At 59.5% G+C, this 25,013-nt stretch carries 32 protein-coding genes; 5 read left to right on the top strand and 27 right to left on the bottom strand.

Annotation, left to right across the window (positions count from 1 at the left end):
- Positions 1-80: 80 nt before the first annotated feature.
- On the bottom strand, positions 81-404 hold the full coding sequence (locus OXH74_RS17295) for a hypothetical protein (RefSeq protein WP_375738075.1): 324 nt from the start codon (positions 402-404) through the stop codon (positions 81-83).
- A 244-nt stretch (positions 405-648) separates the two neighbouring features.
- Between OXH74_RS17295 and OXH74_RS17290 the strand changes: the two genes are divergently transcribed.
- Positions 649-1,293 carry an HIRAN domain-containing protein gene (locus OXH74_RS17290; RefSeq protein ID WP_375738074.1) on the top strand — a complete coding sequence of 215 codons (645 nt, stop codon included), beginning with the start codon at positions 649-651 and terminating at the stop codon, positions 1,291-1,293.
- Positions 1,294-1,788: 495 nt separating this feature from the next.
- Here OXH74_RS17290 and OXH74_RS17285 read toward each other — a convergent pair whose 3' ends face one another.
- From OXH74_RS17285 to OXH74_RS17170, 24 genes are all read right to left on the bottom strand, one after another.
- Positions 1,789-2,532 (bottom strand): hypothetical protein, encoded by a 744-nt coding sequence (locus tag OXH74_RS17285; RefSeq protein WP_375738073.1) that lies wholly within the window; start codon positions 2,530-2,532, stop codon positions 1,789-1,791.
- Entirely contained in the window at positions 2,525-2,713 is a 189-nt protein-coding gene (locus OXH74_RS17280) for a hypothetical protein (RefSeq protein WP_375738072.1), read from the bottom strand. Before OXH74_RS17280 ends, OXH74_RS17285 begins: the two co-directional genes overlap by 8 nt.
- 4 nt (positions 2,714-2,717) lie before the next feature.
- On the bottom strand, positions 2,718-3,185 hold the full coding sequence (locus OXH74_RS17275) for a hypothetical protein (protein WP_375738071.1): 468 nt from the start codon (positions 3,183-3,185) through the stop codon (positions 2,718-2,720).
- The gene (locus OXH74_RS17270) at positions 3,182-3,799 is read right to left on the bottom strand and encodes a phage tail protein (RefSeq protein WP_375738070.1); all 618 of its coding nucleotides are present in this window, start codon (positions 3,797-3,799) and stop codon (positions 3,182-3,184) included. Before OXH74_RS17270 ends, OXH74_RS17275 begins: the two co-directional genes overlap by 4 nt.
- Positions 3,796-4,128, bottom strand: a complete 333-nt coding sequence (locus OXH74_RS17265) for a hypothetical protein (RefSeq protein WP_375738069.1) — start codon at positions 4,126-4,128, stop codon at positions 3,796-3,798. The genes OXH74_RS17270 and OXH74_RS17265 overlap by 4 nt, the downstream gene beginning before the upstream one ends.
- Complete coding sequence (locus OXH74_RS17260; RefSeq protein WP_375738068.1) at positions 4,128-5,123, bottom strand: major capsid protein; 996 nt, start codon at positions 5,121-5,123, stop codon at positions 4,128-4,130. The genes OXH74_RS17265 and OXH74_RS17260 overlap by 1 nt, the downstream gene beginning before the upstream one ends.
- A 31-nt stretch (positions 5,124-5,154) precedes the next feature.
- Positions 5,155-5,517, bottom strand: a complete 363-nt coding sequence (locus OXH74_RS17255; RefSeq protein ID WP_375738067.1) for a head decoration protein — start codon at positions 5,515-5,517, stop codon at positions 5,155-5,157.
- 5 nt (positions 5,518-5,522) lie between these two features.
- A complete protein-coding gene (locus OXH74_RS17250) occupies positions 5,523-6,923 on the bottom strand; it encodes a S49 family peptidase (protein WP_375738066.1) in 1,401 nt (466 codons plus the stop codon).
- A 45-nt stretch (positions 6,924-6,968) separates the two neighbouring features.
- Complete coding sequence (locus OXH74_RS17245) at positions 6,969-8,420, bottom strand: phage portal protein (RefSeq protein ID WP_375738065.1); 1,452 nt, start codon at positions 8,418-8,420, stop codon at positions 6,969-6,971.
- Complete coding sequence (locus OXH74_RS17240; protein WP_375738064.1) at positions 8,420-8,653, bottom strand: hypothetical protein; 234 nt, start codon at positions 8,651-8,653, stop codon at positions 8,420-8,422. The genes OXH74_RS17245 and OXH74_RS17240 overlap by 1 nt, the downstream gene beginning before the upstream one ends.
- On the bottom strand, positions 8,653-10,761 hold the full coding sequence (locus OXH74_RS17235) for a phage terminase large subunit family protein (RefSeq protein WP_375738063.1): 2,109 nt from the start codon (positions 10,759-10,761) through the stop codon (positions 8,653-8,655). Before OXH74_RS17235 ends, OXH74_RS17240 begins: the two co-directional genes overlap by 1 nt.
- Entirely contained in the window at positions 10,742-11,263 is a 522-nt protein-coding gene (locus OXH74_RS17230) for a DUF1441 family protein (RefSeq protein WP_375738062.1), read from the bottom strand. The genes OXH74_RS17235 and OXH74_RS17230 overlap by 20 nt, the downstream gene beginning before the upstream one ends.
- A 291-nt stretch (positions 11,264-11,554) precedes the next feature.
- Positions 11,555-11,926: a hypothetical protein gene (locus OXH74_RS17225; RefSeq protein WP_375738061.1), complete on the bottom strand. Its 372-nt coding sequence runs from the start codon at positions 11,924-11,926 to the stop codon at positions 11,555-11,557.
- A 137-nt stretch (positions 11,927-12,063) separates the two neighbouring features.
- Complete coding sequence (locus tag OXH74_RS17220) at positions 12,064-12,243, bottom strand: hypothetical protein (RefSeq protein ID WP_375738060.1); 180 nt, start codon at positions 12,241-12,243, stop codon at positions 12,064-12,066.
- Between the two features lie 747 nt (positions 12,244-12,990).
- The gene (locus OXH74_RS17215; RefSeq protein WP_375738059.1) at positions 12,991-13,359 is read right to left on the bottom strand and encodes an antiterminator Q family protein; all 369 of its coding nucleotides are present in this window, start codon (positions 13,357-13,359) and stop codon (positions 12,991-12,993) included.
- Positions 13,360-13,369: 10 nt separating this feature from the next.
- A complete protein-coding gene (locus OXH74_RS17210; protein WP_375738058.1) occupies positions 13,370-13,708 on the bottom strand; it encodes a hypothetical protein in 339 nt (112 codons plus the stop codon).
- The gene (locus OXH74_RS17205; RefSeq protein WP_375738057.1) at positions 13,705-14,145 is read right to left on the bottom strand and encodes a VRR-NUC domain-containing protein; all 441 of its coding nucleotides are present in this window, start codon (positions 14,143-14,145) and stop codon (positions 13,705-13,707) included. The genes OXH74_RS17210 and OXH74_RS17205 overlap by 4 nt, the downstream gene beginning before the upstream one ends.
- Positions 14,138-14,380, bottom strand: a complete 243-nt coding sequence (locus OXH74_RS17200; RefSeq protein ID WP_375738056.1) for a hypothetical protein — start codon at positions 14,378-14,380, stop codon at positions 14,138-14,140. Before OXH74_RS17200 ends, OXH74_RS17205 begins: the two co-directional genes overlap by 8 nt.
- Before the next feature lie 56 nt (positions 14,381-14,436).
- Entirely contained in the window at positions 14,437-14,796 is a 360-nt protein-coding gene (locus OXH74_RS17195) for a Ref family recombination enhancement nuclease (protein ID WP_375738055.1), read from the bottom strand.
- Positions 14,793-15,020: a hypothetical protein gene (locus OXH74_RS17190; RefSeq protein ID WP_375738054.1), complete on the bottom strand. Its 228-nt coding sequence runs from the start codon at positions 15,018-15,020 to the stop codon at positions 14,793-14,795. Before OXH74_RS17190 ends, OXH74_RS17195 begins: the two co-directional genes overlap by 4 nt.
- Positions 15,013-15,684: a replication protein P gene (locus OXH74_RS17185; protein WP_375738053.1), complete on the bottom strand. Its 672-nt coding sequence runs from the start codon at positions 15,682-15,684 to the stop codon at positions 15,013-15,015. Before OXH74_RS17185 ends, OXH74_RS17190 begins: the two co-directional genes overlap by 8 nt.
- Positions 15,681-16,487, bottom strand: coding sequence for a helix-turn-helix domain-containing protein (locus OXH74_RS17180; RefSeq protein WP_375738052.1), 807 nt, complete (start codon positions 16,485-16,487; stop codon positions 15,681-15,683). Before OXH74_RS17180 ends, OXH74_RS17185 begins: the two co-directional genes overlap by 4 nt.
- Before the next feature lie 173 nt (positions 16,488-16,660).
- The gene (locus OXH74_RS17175; RefSeq protein ID WP_375738051.1) at positions 16,661-17,095 is read right to left on the bottom strand and encodes a phage regulatory CII family protein; all 435 of its coding nucleotides are present in this window, start codon (positions 17,093-17,095) and stop codon (positions 16,661-16,663) included.
- Positions 17,096-17,380: 285 nt separating this feature from the next.
- Positions 17,381-17,602 (bottom strand): transcriptional regulator, encoded by a 222-nt coding sequence (locus OXH74_RS17170; RefSeq protein ID WP_375738050.1) that lies wholly within the window; start codon positions 17,600-17,602, stop codon positions 17,381-17,383.
- A 96-nt stretch (positions 17,603-17,698) separates the two neighbouring features.
- Here OXH74_RS17170 and OXH74_RS17165 point away from each other — a divergent pair, with 96 nt between their 5' ends.
- From OXH74_RS17165 to OXH74_RS17150, 4 genes are all read left to right on the top strand, one after another.
- The gene (locus OXH74_RS17165) at positions 17,699-18,625 is read left to right on the top strand and encodes a helix-turn-helix transcriptional regulator (RefSeq protein ID WP_375738049.1); all 927 of its coding nucleotides are present in this window, start codon (positions 17,699-17,701) and stop codon (positions 18,623-18,625) included.
- Positions 18,626-18,809: 184 nt separating this feature from the next.
- A complete protein-coding gene (locus OXH74_RS17160; RefSeq protein ID WP_375738048.1) occupies positions 18,810-19,391 on the top strand; it encodes a hypothetical protein in 582 nt (193 codons plus the stop codon).
- Between the two features lie 57 nt (positions 19,392-19,448).
- Positions 19,449-19,673 carry a hypothetical protein gene (locus OXH74_RS17155; RefSeq protein WP_375738047.1) on the top strand — a complete coding sequence of 75 codons (225 nt, stop codon included), beginning with the start codon at positions 19,449-19,451 and terminating at the stop codon, positions 19,671-19,673.
- 143 nt (positions 19,674-19,816) lie between these two features.
- Positions 19,817-20,506: an SOS response-associated peptidase gene (locus OXH74_RS17150; RefSeq protein WP_375738046.1), complete on the top strand. Its 690-nt coding sequence runs from the start codon at positions 19,817-19,819 to the stop codon at positions 20,504-20,506.
- 459 nt (positions 20,507-20,965) lie between these two features.
- Here OXH74_RS17150 and OXH74_RS17145 read toward each other — a convergent pair whose 3' ends face one another.
- Together OXH74_RS17145 and ampC are read right to left on the bottom strand one after the other, a co-directional pair.
- A complete protein-coding gene (locus tag OXH74_RS17145) occupies positions 20,966-23,353 on the bottom strand; it encodes a hypothetical protein (protein ID WP_375738045.1) in 2,388 nt (795 codons plus the stop codon).
- Positions 23,354-23,734: 381 nt separating this feature from the next.
- On the bottom strand, positions 23,735-24,925 hold the full coding sequence (ampC, locus tag OXH74_RS17140; protein WP_375738044.1) for a class C beta-lactamase: 1,191 nt from the start codon (positions 24,923-24,925) through the stop codon (positions 23,735-23,737).
- Positions 24,926-25,013: the final 88 nt, after the last annotated feature.

Below are 25,013 nucleotides of genomic sequence, written 5' to 3'. Positions count from 1 at the left end.
GAGATAAAGGGACCAGGGATAGCCCCAGGCTCCATGGTGACCAAGACCAATCATGGCCGTCACCGATTCATCCAGCGCCTTCAGTTCTCTGGCTGGGTCGGGAGAAACGCGCTGACGATCCTCTCCCGCATCGCGAAAAAATCCTTGTTCAGATCCTTCGCCGCCGCGATCACTTCGCGCAGCTGACTCGGCTGCCAGTCGCCCATGGACTCAACATCCAGGCTGGTCATGCGAGCCAGGTCAGGTAACGAAATCTCCTCGAACAACATCGCATCCACGGTGTCGACCGAGACCTTTCCGGCAGCATCATTCAGCCACTGCCGAACCTCGGCAACCGTCAACTCACGCACGGTGACGCGCCGTTCCCCGATTCTGATTTCTCGGCTGTTGGTGACTTCCGCCAATTTCTTTACTCCCATTAAAAAACCCGCAGAAGCGGGTTCAAGGTTACAGCTCTTCAGGAGAGGCCTATCAGTGCCCCGCCTAGAGTCCTGGCCGCAATCCATCCCTTCACAAACAGGGTGAGAAAGCCGGGTACCGTTGCGATGTATGGTCTGTCCCTGACTGAGTGGACCACTCCAGCCAACTGGGGCTAGGATGAAAAATTAATCCTGCCCCACCAAGTAGCCGAAAAGCCAAGGACCGGACATGAGCGCTATCACGTTCCTAACCATCTGCACCGTCATTGTCGGTGGCTTGATCGTCCTATTTTTCTGGTTAACCGAGGGCGGTGGCAGCCTGGAAAAAATTAAAATGAAGCTCGGTCCAGCATGGAACGCGTCAAAAGCGGTAGCGACCTACCTGCAGGAGGCCTTTCGCCAGGCGGGCAAGCAGACCGAGCAACGCAAATCACTCAAGCTGAAGCAGCTGCGGCAACCTCAAAGCCGACAGACCACATCATCCATCCACACCGAACTTCCAGAACTGGACGGTCGGCTTCCAGGGCCTGGTGACTTTAGCTTCCCTGTTGTAGGGGAGTCGCACTACCAAAAGAACCTCCGGCAAGTAGAGAAGAAACATGGTCGCGGGTACGAAGAGGATGGAGAGGCACTAATCGCCTCCATTGTCACTGAACCTGAAAACCCCCACGACAAGAACGCCTGCGCCGTTTATATCGAGGGCCTGCGAGTTGGGTACCTATCCCGGGGAGATGCTGCCTCATACGTACGGCAAATGGCCTCACATGGTATCCGTGGTGTCTCCCACTTCCATGCCAAAGCCAAATTGATTGGAGGCTACGGCGACAAGAAGCACTATGGCGTTATGCTTGATCTCCCAGTGATTGACGACTGATGGCATAACCCGTGCAGTTCGCCAAGGAAAGGTATGAGCCTCACAATTCGCATCCCGCTTTTCGTTGTACCCCCACCTCGAATCACGTACTACAGCCTTAGCCTTGAGCCGGAACGGTGCCCTAGCTGGCACTTGCACTATGCCTTTGAAAACCACGATCTGTGCCTTAGCCCTGCTTTCAGACCCTGTGACTTCCGAAACGACAAGCACTTGATGGTCAGAGAGCGTGAATTGGCCGAAGAGCTGGCCCGCTATGCAGAACCAATCATGCAGCGGCGATATGGTGCGTACAGCTCTGTGGAACCCATTGAATGCTCCTGCCCCGAGTCGTTGGTCAAGCGAATGCCATTCAATCAACATGAGGCCAAAGCTAGAGCGCTGCTAGCCAAACTCAGGGGTGAAGGTGCTACAAAGTCACTAGCCGAAAAGAGGTTGCCTGTCTCGGAAGTAGTACCGCTTGAGCCCCACCCTTGAGCGGGGCTTCTTCTTTGCCAATCAGTCCACGTCCTTGATCACCATGTACTGAGAAATACCCGTGCCGGTCTTGGTCGGGTCCTTCTCGCACTTGGCAGAAAATTCCATACCCTGGAACTCATCACCGATGAAGCCAAGACTGGCTGGCGAGTGGTTCACACGGAACACCTCAACCACCACAGGCTTGCCAGAGCGCGCCTCGTTCAGACCGATGAAGACCATGCGGTAGCGCTTGCCGGACTTCACGAGCGCCTGGATGGTTGCATGCTTGGCATAGGAGTAGTCGATCTCCACATCCATGCCTGCCGTAGTGACGGCACCACCCTCGGTGAACTCGGGGAAGCCAGCCGCGTTGAGGTTGTAGTCGGTGCCAGCGATCAGAGCGGCACCGCCGGCGGCCGGGGTGATCACCACGTTGGTTGCACCCGGGTGATCAAGCGCAAGCAGCGCGCCCGGCCAAGCCTTCTTCGCCTCACCAGTCACGGTGCCCGCGGCAACATCGGTCGCGGATCCATAAAGGGCGCGCGCCATGTTGTCTTTCTTGAAGTGGCGGGCGTTGTAGGTGACGTTCAGCGCTGTGATGCGTTGAACCGACGCATCCAGGCCGCCACCAGGAGTGGTGTAGTCCTGCTCCTCGATCTCCTGCGGAGTGGCCTCGTAATTGAGGCTGTTGCAGTTGCCGATCTGGATCAGCCCCTTCGGCTCATCCAGGTCCTCGAGGTAGATCTTGCCTACCCCCAAAAAAGCTCCGCGCAAATCAGACATTGCTGGTTTCCTCCTGCTGGATGCCGACTACGCCCCGGCTTTCAAGCCAGGTCTTCTGAGCGGCAGTTACCGAAATCTTGGCGCCAGCCTTGAGCGACTGACCCATGTGGGTGTGGGTTTTCTCGAGGACGACCTCGACCAGCTCCGGCTGCTGGGCAGCGGAGTCGTTGCTTCTCGACATGGGATTACTCTCCGGGGACGACGACGTGCAACAGCACGGGGATGGAAACCGTTCCGACCGGCACTTCGTGATCCGGTTGGAACTGGCTGATGGATTTCAGAACCACCTTGCGTGGGCCCTTCGGCCCCCAGGGATTGGGCATGCCTTCTTGCACATGAAGGCAGCGCGCCAGATCGGCGGCGATATCGTTGAGCTGCTCCAGACAGTTGTCCGGGTGATCAGGACTGACCAATCCAATGACCTTGCGTCCCATCTGGAATAGCCAAGCGCCCGCCCCTGCCACTGCTGGTGGGCACTCATCGGGCTGAATCGTGAGGCATGGGTAGACCAGCTCCTCAACATCCAGCAGGTCACCGATCCACTTGGTATGGATGCGGGTACCAATGTCCGTGAAGTAGCCGTTGGCCGGCGTGATGGTGGACAGGCGATCGATCAGCGCCTGGTCCACCAGGTTCAGCGGGTTCTGGTTCACAGCTTGGCCCTTTCGAGCTGGCGCCTGACTTCACGCTGAAGGATGTGCTCCCCTTGCGCTTCGAAGTCAGGCTTGCGGGTATTCAGGATCTGCGACGGCGAAGGGCCGTACAGGGCGCGAATGCGTTGGCGTAGCAGGTCGTAGCCATTCGGGCCGGCGCCGCGGCGCTCGCTCATCTCCCGCTTCGGACCGAAGCGGACGAAGATCAGTCCGTTGGTACTGCCGGAGCCGGCCGACTCGACAATGAACGCCCCAGGCAGGACCGAAGTCCGGCCTGATACGCTGACCTGCACACCATTGGGTCGGCGCTTGCCGTTCTTGCCACGCTTCCAAAGCTGTTTGTGTGGGAAGTGGCTCAGCACCAGTCCCTTCTTCAAGGCCCAGATACGCACGGCCAGCCGGCCTTTGGTGGCGCGGGTCAGCCGCACGCGCTCACGGAGCAGGGCACGCTTGATGTTCACCTCGGCGCCGATCTCGCGCAGCACCTCGGCACGCAAGCTCTCGCCGGTATCGTTCAGGGCCATCACCACAGCAGTCTTGGCCTTGGCCGGGATGGCATCGAGACGCGTAAGCGCCTCCTTGCCGCCCTTGAACTCAACGCGCAGGCCGCTCATGCCGGCATCACCGCAGCAGTGACAATCACACCGTCATTACGGACGGCCTCAGACACTCGCCAACGCTGAATACCCACCGTGAAGATGCCATCACGGCGGACCTTGGCCAGATGATCGGCGAGCACGCTGATCTGAACCTGATCAACCAGCAGCATGCCCTCCGGGCCGACCCGCTCGACATCGCGAAGGATGACGAGCTCAAGGTCCGATACCAATGGCTGGGCCGCATCGCTGTAGCTGCCTAGCACCGGCTCGCCCTCACCATCCCCCTCGCGCATGCGCTGGAAGATGGCGCGGGCGGCCCGCGCCTTGAGCTGCTGGCGGTTCATTACTTCGACAACTTGATGATCGCGCCAGGCTGGGTGCAGAGGTTCAGCGGGTTCTTCTGAGCCTCCATCTCGATGCCCCGATTCATCGGCAGCGGCTCCTGCTTGGCGTACAGCGGCAGACCGAGAGTGTTCACGGTCTCCATGTAGTCCGCCGGCGCGTTGCGGGTGATGAACAGGTCAGCCACGCCTTCCGGCACCAGGTAGGCGTCGTTGGAGCCGATGAAGGCCTGGGTGCCGACCTTGCCGCGATATTCTTCCCAGATCACGTCGCCGAATTTGAAGCCGCCGCGCACGTCGTTACGCAGCATCTCGCCCTCGTTGTAGCGCTCCCAGGCCTTCTCGACCTTGGCATGGCCCACGAAGTCGTCGAAGAAGCTGGCGCCGCAGAACGCGCGGTAGCCGGTCATCATGGCCGCACCCAGAGCTTCCTCGCACTTGCGCTTGGCTTCCATGACCTTGCCACGCACGTTGGTGCCGGCGGTGGCCAGGCCGAGGGAGACGGTTTCCTGGGCGATGCCGAACTCCTGGTAGAGGTCGTAGATCACCGAGGTGCCGTCGGCATCGAGGATCAGGCCCTTGATGGCTCCGATGCGATGGAACTCCAGAGTGGCTTCCAGATCGCGGCCAAACTTGGCGAAGCGCTGGTTGACTACGTTCTGCACGGCCTCGAGTTCACTCTCGCTGCCAAAGGCCCGCAGATTCTGGATAGTGTCGGCCAGCAGCGAGTCGCCGGTCTTCAGGTGCGGCACTACGAAGGAGCGCAGATTGCGCGCATCGCGATCAGCCGGCTTGACCGGCTTGCCGCGCTCACCGACGGCAACCAGGGAGATCTTGCCCTTGTTGTACTCGATGGTGACGGTGGTGGTGGTAACGCCCTCTTCGCTGAAGAGGCCCAGGGCGCCGATTCGGCCAGGCTGGTAGTCCTGCTGGTTGATGGCAGCGGTCAAGCCGGAGACGCTGAAAGCGTCGTCGTTGAAAATGTCGAGATGAGCCATTGCTTCTTTCTCCTTGGGAATCGACGAGCGATCAGCGCGCTACGAGGTGGCTGACGGCCAGGGCCTGCAGCCCGGCGGTTTTGTCTTCTTCGGTGATGGCTGCGGGCCAGACGAGCATGTCGGCGCGCACCTCAGCCAGGCGCACGTAGCCAACCGCCTTGATGTCGCCATCGGTAGCGTCGGCTTCAGCGCGCAGTACGGCGGCGGCGTTCTGGCTGCCGTCGGTGGCCTCGGTGTCGAGGGCGGCGTACTTACCGGTGGCGGTGATCTTGCCCAGCACGGTGCCGGGGATATGGATGCCGGAGTCGATCACGATGCTTTCGCGCGACAGGTTGCCGTTGGCTTCGGAGAGTACGAAGTCGCCGGCGCGGCGGGTCTCAGTCTTGACGCTCATGTTGCTTACCTCGCGTTGCGCCGCGCGTACACGGCTGCATAGGTGGTAGTGCGGCCTTTGGCCTCACGGTCGTTGCCCGCCGATTGGCGGTTGCTCAGTTGCGGCCCCCTGGCAAGGCGGCTGGCCAATTCCTGGCGAACCACTTCCACCCCGGTAGCGGCGTTGATGTAGCCGTCGGCAAGCTGCGGCATGCCGGCTGCGGTGCAGAGGTTGCGTATCTCCTTCACCCGAGCGACGGCAGCGGCCATCTGGTTGACGGTCCAGCTCTCGCGAATGGCGGTGGCGGTCACCGAAGCAAGGCCATTGGCCTGGCACTGCTCAGCGATGGCGGCAGCGTCCAGAGGCTGGTCAGCCTCAGCAGCGGCATCGTGTTCGGCCGGAGTGTCCTGGGTTTCCTCGACGGAACCTGGAATCTCGCTATCGGAATCGACCTCAACGGTTCCCTCGGCATCACCCTCCTCTGCCGGTTCGGCGGGAAGCTCCTCTGCGGCAGGCGCCTCGACCTCCACATTCGTCGCGCCAGCAGCAGCGACCTGGCGCTTGCGAACATAGGTGCCGCCTTGCAGCTCCCCCATGAGCTCGCGAAAAGTGCCCAAGTGGTCGGCCAGGCCGGCGTCGATGGCGTTCTGACCGAAGTACAGGCGGGCATCAGTCGACCTGACCGCGTCCACACTCAGGCCGCGATAGCTGGCCACGCTGCTGGTGAATAGCTCGTAGAGGCGATCGGACTCGCCCTGCATGAAGGAGCGGGCTTCTTCAGTGAGCGGTTCGTTGGGGTTGCCGGCAACCTTCATGGCGCCGGAGTGGATGTAGGTCCACTTCACACCCTCGCGGGCATTCTTCTCGGAAACATCCTTGTGGCCGATCACCACGCCGACACTGCCGACGCCGCCGGTGCGGGTCACCCAGATTTCTGAGCAAGCAGCCGCCAGGCCGTAACCACCGGAGTAGGCGTAGTCGTCGACCATGCCGATGATGGTCTTGGTCTTGCGCAGTTCGGCCATGCGGTCCGTGGTGTCGAACAACTGCGCCGCTTCGCCTCCCGGGGTCTCCAGGCGCATCACGATGTGGGTGATGTTGGCGTCGGCCTCAATGTCGTCGAAGGCCAACATCAGGTTCTCGTAGCTGACGGGCGCCGCGCCGCACATTGGCTCGACCGCGCGCGCAATCAATGGGCCTGACACTTCGATGACGGCGATGTGGCCGACCTTCTCCAGTACCTGGCGGGGTTCGCCGCCGTCGCCCGCGTCCACGCCGCCGCGCAGCCAGCCCTCGATGAGCGCCTCGGCCATGCCGGGCTCGACCAACAGCGGCCGATTGATGACGCGGGAGTAAATTTGCGGCACCAGCGGGCCACCCTGGCCACGGCTGAACAGCCGCGCCAGTAGATTGGTCGGTTTCGACATGGGGTGCTCCAGAAAGTAGAAGGCCCGCACTGGGCGGGCCTGGGATTACTCGTCGTCCTTGGTTTTGACGGGGTCATGGCTGTACTCCAACCCCATATCGCGGGCCCGATCAGTGTCGGCCCGGTTCTGCTCGTCGATTTCCTCGACGTCGTAGCCGCGTTCAGCAGCTGCGGACGCGCGGGAGCCGAGTCCACCCTTGATCAGCATCAGTTCGCCCTGGGCGTCCTGCACTGGATGCAGGTAGCGCCAGGCCTGAGGCCGCCAATCGCAGGCGATGTAGTCGCTGCGGCGGGTGGCGTAGTCCGGCGCCTGCAGGCGGCCGGCGAGCACAGCGGCATCGATGAAGGCCCCCCACATCCGCTGGCAAAGCTGCGGGATGGTGTACAGCCATTGGTACTGCTCGATACGCCGGCGGTACTCGTTCAGCAACGCGCGGAGGATGCGGTCGTTGACGTTGCGCATGTCCCCGGAGAGCAGCTCGTAGGGAATACCCAAGGACGCGGCGACGCCCATCAGCTGCTGGCGCATGAAGTCGCCATAACCACCGCCCTGATCGCCGTCGAACAGCTGAATCTCTTCCCCAGGCAGCAAGGCTGGGAAGCTGCCGGGCTGCATGTTCACCACGCCCACGCCACCCTCGTTCTCCAACGGCTCGCCGGTGAAGGGGTCGTAAAGGAAGTCGGCCTCCTCGTACTGCTGGCGCTTGATCACGCCGGTGTAGTCGGCGCGGGTCTTCTTGCGGGTCAGCTCGGCATCGTCGTATTCGTCGAAGTCGCGGGCCTTCACCAGCGCCTGGACGGTTTCCGCCATGCCACGCACCTGCCCCGGGCGCAGCGGTGCGAAGTGGTGGAGCACTTCGCTCGACGGCACCCGCACCGGCTGAGAACTGCCCTGGCTGGTGTCGCTCGGGTGACGCGGCAGCATCCAGTAGGCGACGCGGCGGCCGCCCCGGAACTCGACGCCGGCCACGATCTCGTAGTCGGGGCGCTGCTCGTTGAGGGTGTGCGGTACCTGGTCACCCTCGATCAGCTGGAACTGGATCGGCAACGGCGTGCCGCTGTTGAGCCCCAGGTGGTGGATCTTCAGGAAGACCTCGCCAGCCTCTTTCCGCGAACGGACGGCTAGGGCCATGAGGCCGTAAACATCCAGAACGCCGTCGAAGTCGGCTGCCTGGCAGAACTCCTCTTCCCACAACTTGTTGGCGGCGGCAGCGAAGGCTTTGTCCTTCGCCTTCGAGCGCGGCTTGATGCCGGTACCGACCTCATTGCCGACCCAGTTGCCGATGCCATTGCTGATCCAGCCATTGTTCCGGGCCGCGTCTCGGGATCGCGCGCGCACGGTGCTGAGCTGGCTGACAACAGCGCGGGTTGGACCCGCAGAACCTGGCGCCCAACTCTTCAACCGCGAGCTCGTGCTGGCCGCATCGTAGCTGGCCTGGGGCGAGAGAGGGCTTCCGCCAATCTCGAAGCCACGACTCTTGAGGGTTTCGAATTCCATCAGAACCCCCTGTTGTGGCGGAGACGGTAGCCACGGATTCGTTTGCCCTGGGCTGCTGCAGCGAGTTCAGCACGGATGCAATCACGCAGCTGGAGGAGTTGAGGTAGACCGGTGCTGCTGTCGTAACGAGTCACCTCGCCGGCGCCGAAGCGCACTTCCACGACGCGCTCTCCTGCAGCCAGGTCGATGATGGCCCTCTCGACCTTTTCCAAATCTGCTTGTGTGTAGGCCATCAGCGGGATACCTGCATGCGCACCCGGCGGGTGGCAGTTTTCTTGATTGGTTGGTTGGCCGGCTCGATCGGTTTCGCTTTCACGACGCTGACCTCGCCCACCTGACGCACGAACGGATTCTCGTCCCAGCCTCTGGCGAATGGCTTGGGCCGGGCCCAATCCACCAGCTCGACCCCAAGCTTGATGGCCCCAGCGCGTGCATAGCAGAACAGATCGAACGCCTCGTTGGCGCCCTTGCTCGGCTTTTCCCAGCCACGCTGGGTGCGCACCTCGAAGGTGAGTTCCTCGAACCACCATTCACCGAGCCATTCGGGCAGATGGACGAAACCAGGTCCCGGTTTGTCCCGCTGCAGATCGTTGTTGACCGCGTCCTTCAGCAGATTGGTGTTGAGCATCCAGACCGGAATCTCGCCGCGGGCCTTGGCCTTGCGGTCCTTCCGCTCGCTGTCCGGGAAGCTCTCACGCAGCCTCGGCGCATTGGCCTGGCTGCCACCCTTGATCAGCATGAACTGCCGATGCAGGCCGCGCCGCTTCAGCTTGCGGTAGAAGTCGTAGGCCTTCTCGGTCACGCCGGCCTTACCGCCGGAGTCGCACACCACCAGAGCTGGCAGCATGGCGCGGCCGCTGCCGTCAGCGAGCGGGTAAGCCTTCTGCATCACGTCGGTGACCAGTACTTCCCAATCCTCGAGAAAGGCTGCTGGATCGATGGGTAGCTCGTCACCGTCTTCGCCAATCCGCCGGCTGTTGCGAATGTTGTAGCGGTCGATCAGCCACTCTTCAGCGCCGACGCCGTAACCATGGACCTGCACCACGAAGCGCGGCTTGCCGCCGGCCTGGACGTCCACCGAGGTGACCAAGAAGCGGACGCCCTCGGGTACTTGGTGCTTGATCACTTCCTCGCGGCGTTCGATCAGCACGTCGGCCGAGCGAACCGCCTCGGACCGCTGGGGCATGTACGGCGCCCCCTGGTCGAGGTTGGTGGTGCCCTGCAGCTTTGTCTCGTCGCCTGTAGTGACGTAGGCGTGCACACCCTCCAAGTAGCGGAGGCAGATCGATTCCCAGCTCTGGAAAGCAGCGGCCATGCCGCCCAACCAGAAGCTGGCGATCTTGCTCTGACGCGCGGTGCCGCTCACCTCGCCATGCCGGTTCACTCGCTGGCCCTCGATTAGCCAGAGGCCGGAGCGGTTCATCTGCCGCTTATGCTTCTCGGACACCGGGCATGAGCAGTGCGGGCAAACGAAGTAGGCGCTGCGGCGCGCCAGGTCCATCAGGTCCGCGCTGCGGATGATCTCCTTCAGTTCATCGAACGTCGGCAACGCGAAGCCACTGATGCCCGGTTCCGGTTCGCTGTACTCGCCACACTCCGGGCACTGCCAGTACCAGCGCCGTCGGTCGCCGGTGTTGTACAGGCCGATGATGCCCGTGCACGGCGGCGCCTCGTGGGGCGTCTGCTTGCGCCAGGTCGGGTCGGTTACCTCACGGCCGGGCGAGGACTCCGCGCAGCACATGCCGCGAGACTTGAAGGTCTGGGTCCGCTTCAGCGCAAGGGCCCACAGACTGCCCTCCCCCTCGATGTCGTCGGGGATGCGGTCGTAGTCGGTGATGTCGACCCAGCGGATCGACTTCGACGATACCTGGGAAACAGCTGGCCAGCCGATCTTGAGGACCTGGCCGGTCTTGAAGAACTTGTCGTAGACGTTGTCGTCCGCACGCCCAGTCGACAGCTTCGACTTAATCTCGGGGCTGTAACGGATCGCCCGGTCAACGCGGGTACGGGAGAAGTCTCGCGCGGCCTCTTGGCTCATCTGCACAATCAGGGCGTCGCCCGGGTCGCAGGTCACCGTGTAAGCCATGCCGCCGTCGACCAGCGCCTGGGTCTTCAGCGAACGCGCCGGCCCGACGAAGACCACGCCTTCAAATCGCCGGCTGGCCTTGAGGTCCATCGGCTCGCGCATGTACGGCGCAACGTCGAGGGTGAACTTGCCCTGGTAGCCGCCTGGTTCATTCAGGATCAGATAGTCCTGGGCGGCCTGGCTGACCGAGATTCGTCGCGGCGGGCGGATCAGCTCGGCGATGTTGCGGACGATGTCAGCCGGGTTCGCGTGCATCGCCGTTCTGTTCCATGTTGCCGCAAACCTCCAGCAACTGCTGGTAGAGGCCTTCGCGGATGCCGTCGATCACCTCGATGGCCTTCTCGACTTCGGCAGCGCCGAGGGCGCAGTCGTTCTCCAGGACATCGGGAATGGTATCCAGGCCCTGAGAGAGCGCCTTGAAGGCGGTGGCCACCACCTGCTCCACCTCAGGAGCGGGGATGCTGATACGTTGCTCGGCCTCCCACTTGATCCTCTCGCGCTCGGCCCGGTAATGGTCGAGGCGCTCCTTGGGCGGAAGATCATCAGGATCGACGCCATTGAGAACGGGGGACACCTGCGGCCCCATCACCGCGATGGCTACATCTCGGAGCCGCCAGGCTGGGTATCCATTCACCTCGCCCGCAGGCGGAATGCCGTCCAGCCGCCGCTTGATCGTCCGGCGATCAATGCCGAACTCCTCGGCCAGAGCATTGATTGACCACAAGCGCGCCCCTGTATGTACAAGGGTCACACTCATGCGAACTCCTATTCAGCCCAGTAACGGCGGGCCTCCCAGCGATTTCATCGGGCGTGATGGCTTGTACATCGCCACCTGCCCGAATGTACAACCTGCACAACCCCTCAGAATCGCTGGAGGCCTAGTGCCGCGAGGCCTACAGCGGGTCGAATGACAGGCTGTGGTGGAGCATCTGAAAAATCGAAAAATTGTCTGCCACCGCGCGGCTCGACGCCTTCCCCGTGGTAGGGGGTGGGGTGCCAGGGTCCCCCACCATTCCGAAGCACCGTTCTGGTGCATCGATGTAGCACGTCATTTCCCCGAAGCCTCGCGAATCTCTTTGACCAAGTCGGGCAGCGTCGAGTCGCGGCGCTTCTCGGCGTAGATGAACCAGGCGCGGACCAGAACCCAGGCTGGCAGGCCGCATGCGAAGTGCAGGCTGGACAGGGCCAGTTGGCCATAGAACGATCCAGCCCACTCATGCAGGCCGTAGAGCTGGACTACTGCAGCGCCGCCGCCGATGGAGACGACCACAGTCGAGATCAGAGCGACGGCCCACTCCCGGGTACTGCGCGGACGGGTCATGATCATCACGACAGCAACAGCGAGCGGCACACCAAGCACCAGGCCCAGCAGCTTGGACAAGGCAAAGCCGCCAGCGGCAGTAGTAGCCGGCTCGGTCATTGATTGAATCCTCAAAAGGCACCTCCGGAGCTGGGGCCAGCCCTGGCAATGCAGGAATGAAGCTGGCCACTTGGGCGGGCCAGAAACGAAGAAGCCCAGCACATGCCGGGCTTCGATGCAGGTTCAAGTGAAGTAAGTCAGCCGGTACGCGAATGCCGAAAAACCTCGGCATCGTCCAGCAACAGATCCTGCTCCAGGTCGTCAGGATCGCGCATTACCTCAACGTCAACGCAATCCGGATCGATCAGCCACCGCGGGAGTGTTGGTTGGCTTTTGCCATCTCCCTTGGAGATGCCTCCTTCTCGTTCTCGTCTCATTCGATACCTCTCCAAGTTGGACTTGGGACTCATACAGTTTGAGTCAACTAGAGGTCGTGGGTTCAGCAGAAGCGCCCAGACGGTCATGTTCAGGAGTGGAATGGCCCAGCATCGCTCAAGACATAAACGCAAGCGCGTTATTCAGAGCTGGGCAGGAGGGCCTATCAGCTTTTTTGCCGGCCTCAAATAAAAAAGCCTCGGCGCAAGGCCAAGGCTTCAAAGCGGTAAAACCGCAACATATGGAAATTTATACAGTTACCGTCCAGACGGGTCAACTGTTGACTTGCACGCACTGGTACGGAGGGCTGCACACATCCCGTCCAGTCTGTATGTCAGGGTTGAACGTCGGGCCCATAACTGCCAGCCAGAAAGAGACGAAGTAGCACCGCAATGCTGTTCGCTGAATCCAGGGTCGCAGTACTTTCTTGATTACTTGTCGAGGATGGCTAGTATTCGGGTTGTGGATGGTCTCTCGAATGATTACCACAGCAGGGGAGCCAGCGTCTGATCCACGCTGCTCCCCTTTTTTACAGCGTTTTCGATTTGCGCGCTTTGGCATCTTTTGCCTCCTAATGATCGTTGCCTTACGGCTTGGCTGCGGCCTTTTTTGAACCGCTAGGAGTAAGAGTAGTTGTACTTCGCCAAGATCAAGGATGGCGGAACGATAACAAGAGATAACCGTTCGTCGGAGATTGGCGCAAAGCCACAGACGGCGCGACTGCGCGCCTTGCTGAAAATTTTTTTACTCTACGCTTCCCTGCGCTCCTCCAGCACCGCATCAACCCACACTTCCCCGCCTTTCACCAACCACTCAACCTTGCTGCGCGACACCTCAAGGAGCTTGCTGAGTCGGCTGTAGCTCATCCCCTCATACCGGTAGTAGAGCCAAAGCGCTGCCCCCATGACCGGGTCACGCTTCCCAAGCCTTGCAACCACCCCGTCAACCATCATGCAAAGGTCCTCGCTGATGATCGCCCTCGGCAGTGCCCCATCATCCTCGACACAATCGCGCATCAACGCGCCGAACTGGGAGACATAGCCGGGTAGCCCGGTCTCGTACCTCAACCAGATACCCCATTCCTGCAGCAGGTAAACCGTATCCATCTGCTTGGCCATGACTGCCCCCTCAATCCCCAGTCCAATGTCCGCCGCCAATGCCGCGACGGTTCTTCTTTCCCGCATAGTCCTGAGCCGGCCCGGGCACGATGCCGGCCCTCTCCAGTTGCTCCCGCAGCGCCTTGTTCTCGGTATTCACCCGGGTCAACCGCATCCGCAGTTGCAGCACCAGTTCCCCTAGCTCAATCGCTGCGCCCGTCTCTCGATCCACGATCCCCGAGCCGTGGCACGCATAGCAGGCCATCTCGTGGAAAATGCCCTTGGTGATGCCCTCCCCCTTGCAGTGCTCGCAGGTGCCCAAGGCGCGCACCGCAATGCGCCGGGATGGGCCGTGACGCTTTGGGATCACGCGCGCACCACCTGAGTCGGCGCCAGCGCCAGATAACCCTCGATGACCTGCATGGCTTCGTTCACACCCCGGCAAACGATGGCCATGTACCCCTCAAGCTCAACCGCCATCAGGAAAGCCGTCTGGCTGTCGCTCACCGTCGAATCGTGAGGAGGCGTGGCCTTGAACTCGATGTACAGGCCGAAGTACCCGCCGCGCGCCATGGGCAGGACGATGTCGCTGACGCCGGCCTTCACGCCCTGGGCCTTGAGCTTGCTGGCCACCGCCTTCACCCGATGACCACCGTTCGGGACGTGGTAAGCCAGACGTGCGGCTTTGGGATGCTTGAGCTGCAGCCACTTGAACAACATGGCTTGCTCGGTGCCTTCATAGTCCATGGCAGGACGGCGGGCAGTTCGACGCGGGCCGGTGCGCTGGTAGGCGACGGTTTCAACCATGGGACACCTCCGCCTTGGCCAGCTCCCTCTCGATCCAGCGTGCTGCGCCGAGAGCACTCGGAAAGTCCCCCAGCGTCTTGCCGGCCGGCGTGCCCGTGCGGTACTTCCAGCACGCAAAGCCATCCTGGCGGCCGAAGGTTGCAGTGATCGTGTAGCCCTCCGCGTTACGCACCTGGTGCTCGCCGTTCCGCTGGAAGCCCAGCACTTCGACTTCGGTACCGAATCTCAGGTTCATGCTCCAGCCGTCCGGATGGCTCCGGTGCCTGGCTGCAAGGTTTTGCCAACGGCGCGTCATGCTTCGACTCCCGATCCGTCCAGCCAGGCCAGGAAGCCTGCCGGGATGTCATGGCCAGCCTCGGCGATGACCTTGGCGCACCTCGCCAGCAGATCGTCCTGGGTACCGAATTTGTCCTCGAAGCGAGCCTTGTTGTGGTGCAGGGCCACCCCTTCCCCACCGGTCTGGTGGTGCGGACCGCAGAGCGGCAGCACGTACCAGTGGGCATGTGGCTTGGAGCGCCCGTCGACGTGGTGGATGCTGCAATAGTCGTTGAACTGGCCCCGGCCAACCCGGCATGCAATGCAGCCCACCACGCTGCACAGCAGATCGTGCCAGCGCTGCTGCTCCTTGGTTACTGCCCTCCCCTGCATCATGCCGGCACCTCACTGGCGCTCATGTCCGCCTGAATCAGCGGCACGATGTCCTCGCGCTTGCCGGTGTAGGCGAACGGCGCGGAGCCGCCCGGACGGGTGATGGTGTAGCGGTGATCGGGCAGGCGGCACAGAGCGACGGTGTACCCGCCATCGGTAACCCAGCAGCCCGGAATGACCTTACCGTCGCGATCGCGTTTCTCTCTCCACTTCGGTTGATCAGCCACGGCGACCTCCCAGTCGATTGCGAATGTTCTCCAGCGCTGCCTTGCCCACCTCGGGCGTGCGCGGGCCGGCGTGCTCAGGCAGAGCCGCCACCGGCGCCGGTGCCAGCGCCTCCCCACGGCCCAGCTTCCGGCACTGCTCCAGGTACTTCTCCTCGAAGCGCTTCATACCCAGCGAGCGCTCCAGGCGCTGCAGCGTGTAGTACCCAGCCGCTACGGCAGCGTGGTAAATCGCCGGATGCGACCAGCGCGCATGGCCAGCCTGAGCGGGATGCGTGTTACGCATAGCCTGGGCATACGCTCGATCGAGCGGAGGCAAACCGAAGGCCTCAGGCGAGCAGCACCAGCCGACGAACATGCCGGCCGAGGGCACGAACTTCTCGCGCAGCTGGGAGGCCATGCGCACACCCATCTGGATCTGGCCCATGGAGCAGATTCCGGCCCGCATGAACTCGGCGATCCATTCGCGCTTGCCCTGATTGAACTCGGCCTCGGTCGGCCACGCCTGGCGCCAGGCGGGGAAGATGCCTTTGAGGCGTTCGAACAGGTCGTCAACCACGGCCTTGGTCTGCGGGTCAACCTTCACGACCTTGGCCGGCATGTGGTGCACGGCGGGAGCGTGCCCCAGATTCCGAGCGATGTCGCCAGCGTGAATGGGTGCGTTCACAGCACGACCTCCTGATCAGTCCAGTCCGATGTGGCTCGCCCCGCTGTTGCCCAAGCAGTGCGGTACGCCTCCGCCTTCGCCAGCAGTTGGCCGAACTCGTGGTACACCCGGATCAGGTAGGCGTCCTCGATGCTCAGGAAGTACTCGGCCACCTGTGGCGCCTCGGCACCCAGACGCTTGAGCAGGTCGTTGACCTGGGTGTTCACCTTGGCGTTGCGGATCGGCTTCGTCCTGTACCGCTGCTCGTAGGCCGCCGAGTAGGCATTCCAGATTGCACGGCAGGCCTCCTGGCGTTGCTCCTCCCCCTGGACATCGACCCTCCTCGACTTGGCAGACCGCTTCTTCGGCTGGGCGGCCGGGACGGCCGGCAAAGAAGATTGCGGTTCTTCTGACGGTTCACTGATGGTTCTATTACGGTTCTGGGTGCAGCTGCTGCGGGGGTGGGGTGCACCAGCTGCGGGGGCCTCCCGCACCATCTGCGGGGGTGACCCCGCATCTGCTTCGGGGGTGCACGTCGTGCGGGGGTGCAGCTGCTGCGGGGGTGAATATGCTTCGGGGGTCACCTTGTAGATCGTGGACCGACCAGTGCGGTCCGAAGTCTGCAACGCGCCGGTCGAGCACAGCGATTTGATGGCCCCCTGCACCGCCCGCTCAGATAGGCAGGTGCGGAGCGCGATATTGGAAACCGAGGGCCAGCAGACCCCGTCGTCATTGGCATTGTCAGCCAGGGAGATCAGCACCGCTTTCTGGGTGGAGGTCATGCCCTGGAGCGGCCAGCAGGCCGACATGATCACGGTGCTCACAGGTCGCCCCCGTTGTGGCTGGCAGCCTGTTCAGCGCTGGATTGCTGCGCCACGTTTTGCGAAGCTGGAAAACGTGGCGCGGGATTGATGGCCGTGCTCTGCATGTGCATACTTCCTCCTGTTGTCAACCCCGGTCTCGAGTCCCCACTCCGCCGGGGTTCTTCTTTTCTGGCTCAGGCCACTTTCACGGACGCTTCCAGCACATCCAGGCTGGCGCGAGCGTGTCCGATCTCACGGCGGATCAATGCCTTCTCGGTCTGGCTGATGCGCTTGTCCTCCAAGGCGTCCGCGCAGGCGCGGGTGACGTCCGCCACCTCGGCCGACATGTGCAGCAGTGCGCTGGTCAGGCTCTGGGCTTCAACCTTGTCCTTGCCATCCAGCTCGTAGCCAAACGACGCCACCAGCTCGCGCAGCACGCGGTAGCGGCTCTGCTCGGGCAGGTTCTCCAGGATCAGCAGGAAGTTGGTGAGCTTGAGGTTGTGCGACTCGTCGTCAGGATTGGTGTGTTGCAGAAGCCCGATCTGGGTCTTGAAGCCGGCCTTGGCATAGAAGGTCTTGGCGCCCTCCTCCTTGACGGCTTCGTGGATCATCCTGAGAAACGCTTCCATTGGAAAACCTCCCGGTCTATTTCCGTGGCGCCCTGGTCCTGTGACGGGCAACCTGTCATCACTCGATCAACCGGCAGGGAGTCACACCGATGCCGACCGACCTTCCTGAATTACGCGGCGAGCTACTCGCCCTTCGTTGCTACGTGGCCGCCCTGATCCAGGTACTGCCCTCTGGTGCCCGGCTACGCTTACCGGCAGCCTTCGAAAACCGTGCGGACCTGGTCCGCGATCAACTCGGTGAAGCTGGCGCGGCCGGGTTCGAACGCGCAGCGATTTCGCTGGCGGTTAGGCGGCCAAGTTCTTCCATGGAAATGAAGGACACAGCTCATCACGCCTCACCTTCCCGCCTGTGAGCGCCTCAATCTGGAGCGCTCTAACTGCGGGAATTGGGCGTGCGCCTGAGCACCACTGGCTGACTGTCGGGGTGGTGATGTGCAGCTGCCGAGCTAGCTCCGCCTGACTACCCAGGATCGTGGCTGCTTCACGCACTGCTTCTGCTGGTTTCATGGGGCGTCTCCGTAGAGTTACGGAGCAAAGGTAAGGCATTAGCTAATTCTTGACAAGCTATTGCCTAATCAACGAGGCATCAGCGTAAATTAGGCAATGCTTACAGGACCGGAACTCGGCGCAGCGATTGAAGCCGCTGTGGCCAAAAAAGGCATCACCAAGAAGAAGCTCGCAGAAGACTTCGGCGTAAAGCCGCCTTCTGTTCAGGGCTGGGTTAAGAATGGCCGCATTGACAAGTCGAGGCTGTTCGAACTTCTCGCCTATTTCAGCGATGTTGTGGATGCCAGCCACTGGGGTCTTCCCGAGGGATACAACGCAGCCTTGGGAAACCAAGACGCGAAGACGGAAGTGGAAGTTTCTCAGGCGAGTAGCGAAAAGACCGATAGGACGCCAATCGTGATGTCCACGGGTTCCGGTAAGACTTTGAGTACCGTGGCCCTGCTCCGCGCGATGCTTGCTACGAAAGCCGGAAAGGCGCTCTCTGAGGCTGCCCGCGACCGCCTCATGCTGGCAGCAGAGGAAGAAGCCGACCAGGCTCCCGCCAAGCGCGTCGGCAACGTCATACCCGGCGACTTCTCCCGACCTGCCCGCCTTACAGACGGCGACATCCTGATTCCCCAATACGACGTGCGCGCTAGCATGGGACACGGCCAGGTGCCGGCTGACTATGCCGAGTTCGTCCGCAACGTGGTGGTCAGCGGCCCGCAGCTGGAAAAGCTGGGGCTGGAGTACACCTCCCCCGCGCACCTCTCGATCATCACCGGCTGGGGCCAGTCGATGGAGGGGACGATCAACGACAAGGATCCAGTGATCGTCGACCGCGGCGTCACTGAGTTCGCCGGCGACGGGGTCTACGTCCTGACCTGGGACGACCACCTCTATATCAAGCGCCTGCAGAAAGCGGACGCCGATCACTTCGACCTGATCTCTGATAACCCCAAGCACAAGGACCGCGTGGTGCCGATGGAAGAGGTGACCATCCATGCCAAGGTGCTTTTGGTCTGGAATGCTAAGAAGGTGTAGGAAGAACCAAAACGCCTGCCTGGAAGGAGAATGCTAGGATGAACGACAAGACCCGACAGCCACCACCTCTACCGCCGCGTCCTGCTCCGCGACCGCAAGATGGCGGAAAGATTATTCATCGAGACAGTGGTGGGGGGCCGAATACAATCTCCGAGAGCAGGCCAGTTCCCCCGAGACCAAAGAGATGAGCGAGAGCGAACAGGACCAAGACGAACTGCACGAGCTGCGCTTCTACGTGAGGCGGAACATCCGCTATCACCTACGCCGCTTTGCCTTCTTCACCAAGTGGAGCAGGTTGACTGCATTCCTAGGGGTCCTGTTCGGCTCTGCCGCGGCGGCCACTCTAATGGCCAAGGCACCGGCGGAAGTAACTGCAGTTTTTGCAGTCCTAGTGACTATTGCCTCGGCGATAGACTTGATCGTCGGCACCAGCCAGCGCGCAGCACTTCACAATGATCTCCGCCGTTGCTACCTGGAGATTGAAGAGGAGCTAGATACTGCGGGGTGGCTTGATGCAGAGCCGCGGCGGAAGCTGTGGGCTAAGATCAGGCGGATCGAAGGTGACGAACCTCCGGCCTTGCCAGTTCTAGAGCTAATGGCTCGAAACGACGTTATCTGCGCCATGTTTGACGGCGATGAAAGATCCGAGCACTTTATCCCGATTCCTGGGCACATGCGCGCCACCGCACATTGGATCAACTGGGATACATCGGACCTAAGACCTAGCCCGAACCCAACCTGCCAAGTAGAGGCAAGCCCCGCATAACGTGGGGCTTTTCGTTTCTGGGTTTGCCCTTCCCTTCTGCCGCCCCACTAGATAGCATTGCGCCGCCACCGAACGGAACGCTTTCATGGCACGACGCCGCCCCAATCCTTCCAAGCGTGGGCCCTTGGCCTGATCGGCACCATCATCACTGCTCTCATCCTGTACTACGTGCGGGTAGCAGCGATCGAACACATGGTCGAATGCCAGAACCACAAACTACGCGCCAAAAGAGAGTTCGAGCAGAAGTGGACCGCAGGCGAATTCGATCAGGCCAAGGGCTAGTGTGTCATCATCACAAAACCGTCATCAGCCGAATATAGAATGACCGCCAGCTGAAGGATCAGCCCCATCGACAAAGCCTGCCCTGTGCGGGCTTCGTCGTTTCTGGGCTACCCTTTCCCCTCCACCTTGGAGAGGACATGGTCATGTGCGGCCGCATTGCCCAATTCGGTCCCTTCCGCGAGATCGTCGATCTGCTGACCGGCTGGCCGAGTCCGTATCCGGAGCCCGAGGAAGCCCCGCCTCGCTACAACCTGCCACCGACAGCGCAAGCGCGGCTGCTGAATGTCGAGGGTCATGACCTGGTAGCCCAGCGAGTGCGGTGGGGTTGGCGGCCTCATTGGGCCACCGACAAGCCAGCACCAATCAATGCCCGGGCCGAGAAGGTCGCGCATGGCCCGTTCTTTCGCGCGATCTGGCCGCACCGAGCGCTCTGCCCTATTGATGGGTGGTTCGAATGGGTGAATGAGGACGGGCCGAAGAAGCAACCCTACTTCATCCGCAGGCGGGATGGCGCGCCGAGCTTCTGCGCGAGCATCGGCCAGTACCCGGGTGGCGGCCATGAGCCCAGCGAGCACGACGGCTTCGTGATCATCACCGCCGACAGCCAGGGCGGCATGGTGGACATCCACGACCGCCGGCCGGTGGTGTTCGCTCCGGATCTCGCCCAGGAATGGCTGGACCCTGCCACGCCCAAGGAGCGCGCCGAGGCGATGATCCTGCATCAGGGTGAGCGGTCCGAAATCTTCGAGTGGTTCCCGGTCAGCAAGGATGTAGGGAACGTACGCAATGACCGGCCCGACTTGATCGAGCCGATCGGCCATCCTCTCGTCTAGGTGAACAACGCCATCCCGCGCCATGTGCTGCGCTTAAATTGAGAGCCGATCAGGTGGAGGTTCACGCCATGAGCACAGACCCCAATGTCCGCACTCCCGATCCGAAGCCCCAACGCCCCAGCAAACCGCCGGAAACGGTTCCAGCTCCGGACGTAAAGCGCATGAGCAACAACGCGCCCAGCAAAGACAAGCGACCGAACGACTGGGAATAGGTTGCGAATTTGCGTCCCACGTGGCCACCCGTATTCATTCACACTGACCACCGTTCCAAGGCCAATACCCGCCGGAGAAGCGACGGGCCGAAAGCGGCCAAAAGCAGCCATTGAGCACTTACAAAACCTGGAGCACTTAGTCTTGACTAGACTTAAACTCCTCAAGCAGGAACAGGGCAGCTGCTCCGGCAAAATTCACACAGAAACCTGCCTCTCTGGCTGTTGGGGCATGCTGGTTGTTGCGATTTTAATTTTCAAGCGAAACCCCATAAATCGACCTAACTTTGTTGTCATATTGTTGACAGCCGGATAGTGCTAATAATCTTTGGACGTGAGGGTCATAGAGCCCGCCATCAGGGCTTAGTATTGTTAATGCTTTGGTCGACTTTGGATCTATAGTTGACCAAACTTGACTAATAAAGCGCATTACCTGATCAGTTAGGCGATTTAATTTATCAGTATCTCGGTCATTACCCAAAACCATGTTATCTACCGATTTCAAGATCTCTCTGAGCGCAGCAAATTGACCCTGAGATCTCTGGAGTGTTTCCATAAATTTATAATCCATAGGGATGGATGTTATTTTCTCCAAAGCATAAGCCCATGGATAATTGACAATCCCTTGAGTTCGGTGCTGTGATGGAATCAATTCTCGCCATCTACAACCGCTATCGGTAACCAGTACCGAACCTGTGACTTGAGCCAAGAAAAGTGACATCTCATAATTTGGCCCCATTCTGAATTGAAAAAACTGACCTCCCTCACCAATGGACATGTTTTGCAGCATAGTTAGTGGAGATGCCTCGACATGACGTTCTAATTCGGAGACTGCTTCCGCGGCCTTTTCCTCAGTCAACCCAAACTGATGTATTAATGCTTGCCTTTTTGCGATACTAGGCATCATTGCCATAGCGTTCAGCAAGTCCTCAGTGGCCAACCTGTAGTGCAATTCTAGGTCTTCCTCGCAGAACATTTCTTTAGTGCGATACTGGGATCGATCTGTAGCCATTTCCATCATGCCCTTCATTAGAGCGAGATCGAATTCAGTTGGATCTGGGATAAGGTTTACTAGGCCGCGCCCAATGAATGGTTCCATCTCAAGCATAAAGAGAAAATCTTTTAATGCCTGATATTTGTACTTTTCTGGCGATTTAACCGGGCTAAATTCAGGCTTAACATTATTTGGATTGACTATTGGCGTCTCTATTAGAAAGTCGTCAAAAATAGATGCCACGATCAAGGCGTTCTCACTAATAGTCCGAACATCTAATATTCCTGTGTAAAGCCCTCGAAACCGTCCATCAGGCTTAGGCAGCAATGAATAAATATCGGTATCACGAGGCCATAAAACAGAATAAAAACCATAAATCCTTGATATCTGATCTTCTGATAGTTCGCGCCTAACATCTACCCAAGTTTTACCACTATCGAGACCAAGAACATCGCGAATGCATTTGCAGAACGCTAGATTTCGCTCTCGTATACTTGCCACCTTCCATGTGGTTCTAAGGCCACTGGGAATGTCTCGGCAGCAATTTTTATACTTTTTGCCACTGCCACAACCGCAAAAATCGTTGCGACCAATTTTGGTTTCATCTATGTGCTTTTTTAGGTATTCGCTCTGAGGCGTTGTTCGACCAAATGCATCTTGATAGTGAACAGAGCCGTCATCGAACTTTGCAAACATTTCCCCTCCAAACCTATAAAGCCCATCGATTGGTGGAAGGAGAACTTTTCGTATATCGGCCCAGCTACAGTTTAAATCAATCTCAGGGCAAAGCCATTCCTCTTTACCAGCAGCTACTGATGATTGGGATCTGCTTTTTATGACATGGTTGATTTTGGCAATGTCTCCTGCTGTAAGCTTGCGTGAGTTAATAAACTCAATGGTATTAACCATGCTATTACGAATTCGGACGGCATTGGTTCTTTGCTCAAGTGGATTTACATTGTCAGGGTCTTGAGCATATTCAAGATTGGTTAGAATCAAACAACGATCTTTGTTTAGGGGGAATATTGTCTGCGAACCCTTTAGTGAAATATCAGGGTCATTAGGGAACTCGCATAGCTCTGTTCCAGGAGGGCATGCGTAATTGTAAATCGTGACAGGGTGGTCGGAAATTATAAATTTTACTTCTGAGTCTTCAGCGGAGACTAATTCTCGTACGCCTTCAGCCCACAAAACGCAATGCATTGTACGCAGTGATTGCATTTCCACCATCAATTGCGGCTGGCTTAGTTTTGGGTACTTGCTTTCAATCCAAGCTAAGCCTTTGGGCGTTCTTAATTTTTGGGCGTCAATATATATAAATAAGTCGTGAAAGTTTTGGTGCCATTGAGATTGGTCATCGGTTATAAATGCTCGCACGGCTCTTGAGCCGTTATCGTCAATCGGCCCAAAAAGTTTTTGCTCAATATCATCATTAAGTTCCTCACCTAAGAATGTCGAATATAGATCTATCTTATAGAACTGTTGAGCCGGCGTATGCCATCTCTTGGAGTAAATAGTCTTGATTTCACCGTTCTTTAGGTCTATATCTCGGCGTGTTAGATAGCAGAGTTGGCTGTCCCGCTCATGCATGAAGCCTTTCTGATACCACTGAGCTACAAAATGATTATCCCTAGTCTTGCTCATTTCTTTTGCCGCCAATAGTTATATGGCTCTATTGATTTGGTTAGGGCTCCGACGAGCTTTAGGTTAGAAGCCTTGAGGTTAGCCCCTGGCCGAAAACAACCCTATGGTGCGGACTTACCCGTCAGAGATCATCACGCGGGCCTATTACACTACCTCTGACTTCCAGGCCGCGCGAGTCAGCTGCACTGGCAGCTGCCCCATTAGAGTCCGTTGTGGATCGAAAGTGGCCGGATGCATTGGCCGCTTTTGGCCGACTCCGGCCTGTCGCGACCGGCAGAAGTCGACCCATTCCGGTCAGTCGCTGAAGTGGGTGAACGAAAAAGCATTGTCCACCAATGCTCGTCCAGATTACTTCGTTAACGTGCGTAGAGTTTCAAGCGCTCAATGACGTGCACTCGATCCAATCCGAGCATCCAGGGCCGTCAATACTTCGTGGGCGGCTTTCACCCTCGCAGGGATGGGGTAGTTCTTGTTCGCCAGCATCACGATGCCGATACCCTTGGTTGGAACAAAGGCCACGTAAGCACCAAAACCGCTCGTCGAGCCTGTCTTGTTAATGAGCACGTTGTCCTGCGGTGGCAGCGGAGGGTTGAGTCGAGTAATTTCATTCGCTTCAAGGATAATTTTGGACGAGTTGCCCGCAAGCAAGCGGTCGAGTTCTATCGGGTAGGGGTAAAACTCCCATCCCAGCCCCTGCGTCATGTCGCCGACCTTGTAGTAGCCCCTATGCGTTGCGGCGATCGCACGTCGCAGCGGCTCATCCAAATCCGCCGCCTGCATGTTTGCCTCGACGAAATGAATCATGTCGGCCGAGCTGGATTTCACGCCATAAGCCTCGGCATCCAGAACGCCCGGGCCCACCCTGATCGGTTTGTCCTCTCTGCTATAGCCATACGCGTAATGGCTCATCTGCTCTTGTGGAACCCTGATGTAGCTCTGCTTCAGGCCGAGCTTCGGGAACAGCTTCTTTTCCAGTAGATCTTCGAAAGGCTCACCCATGCTTTCGGCGGTTAGAAAGCCGAACAGGCCGATGCTCGGGTTCGAGTAGAGCCTGTGTGTTCCGGCGGCATAGGTCGGTTTCCAGTTGTTGTAATAACCGATCATCTTTTCGTGACTATCCACATCGTCCGGAAACTGCAGCGGCAGGCCGCCGGGCGTGTAGGTTCCAAGATCGAGCAGGCTGATGCTGTCGAAACTGCTGCCACGTAGCGAAGGCAGATATTGGCTTGCGTGGTCAGACAGGGAGAGCGTTCCGCTTTCCTGCGCGTAGGATGCGAGGGTCGCCGTGAAGGTTTTACTGACCGAGCCGATCTCGAAAATCGTGTCCTCGGTGACCATCTGCCCACTCTCCTTGGAGGCGACGCCGTAGTTAAAGTAATACGGCTCCCCATTGAGTGTTACCGCCACCGCCATGCCAGGAATGGCATGTTCCTGCATAACCGGCCGGATAGCCGCGTCCACGACAGCCCTGACCCCGTTTTCTGCATCATCCCCGGCGACGCAGTTACCTGCACCGAGGAACAGCGCGGAAACGGCAAAGCCCCCCAGTCTGGTTATAAACTTCTCGTACATGATTGAAAGACTCTCCATGAATTTTGATGTACTTGGCCGCTAGTGATTGACTGCTGTGGGTGAATAATAAAGCAGCTGACGAATGAGT

Source organism: Metapseudomonas boanensis, assembly GCF_042232855.1.
Lineage (GTDB): Bacteria > Pseudomonadota > Gammaproteobacteria > Pseudomonadales > Pseudomonadaceae > Metapseudomonas > Metapseudomonas boanensis.
Note: the sequence above shows the minus strand (reverse complement) of the source record. Positions and strands in the feature narration are given on the sequence as shown.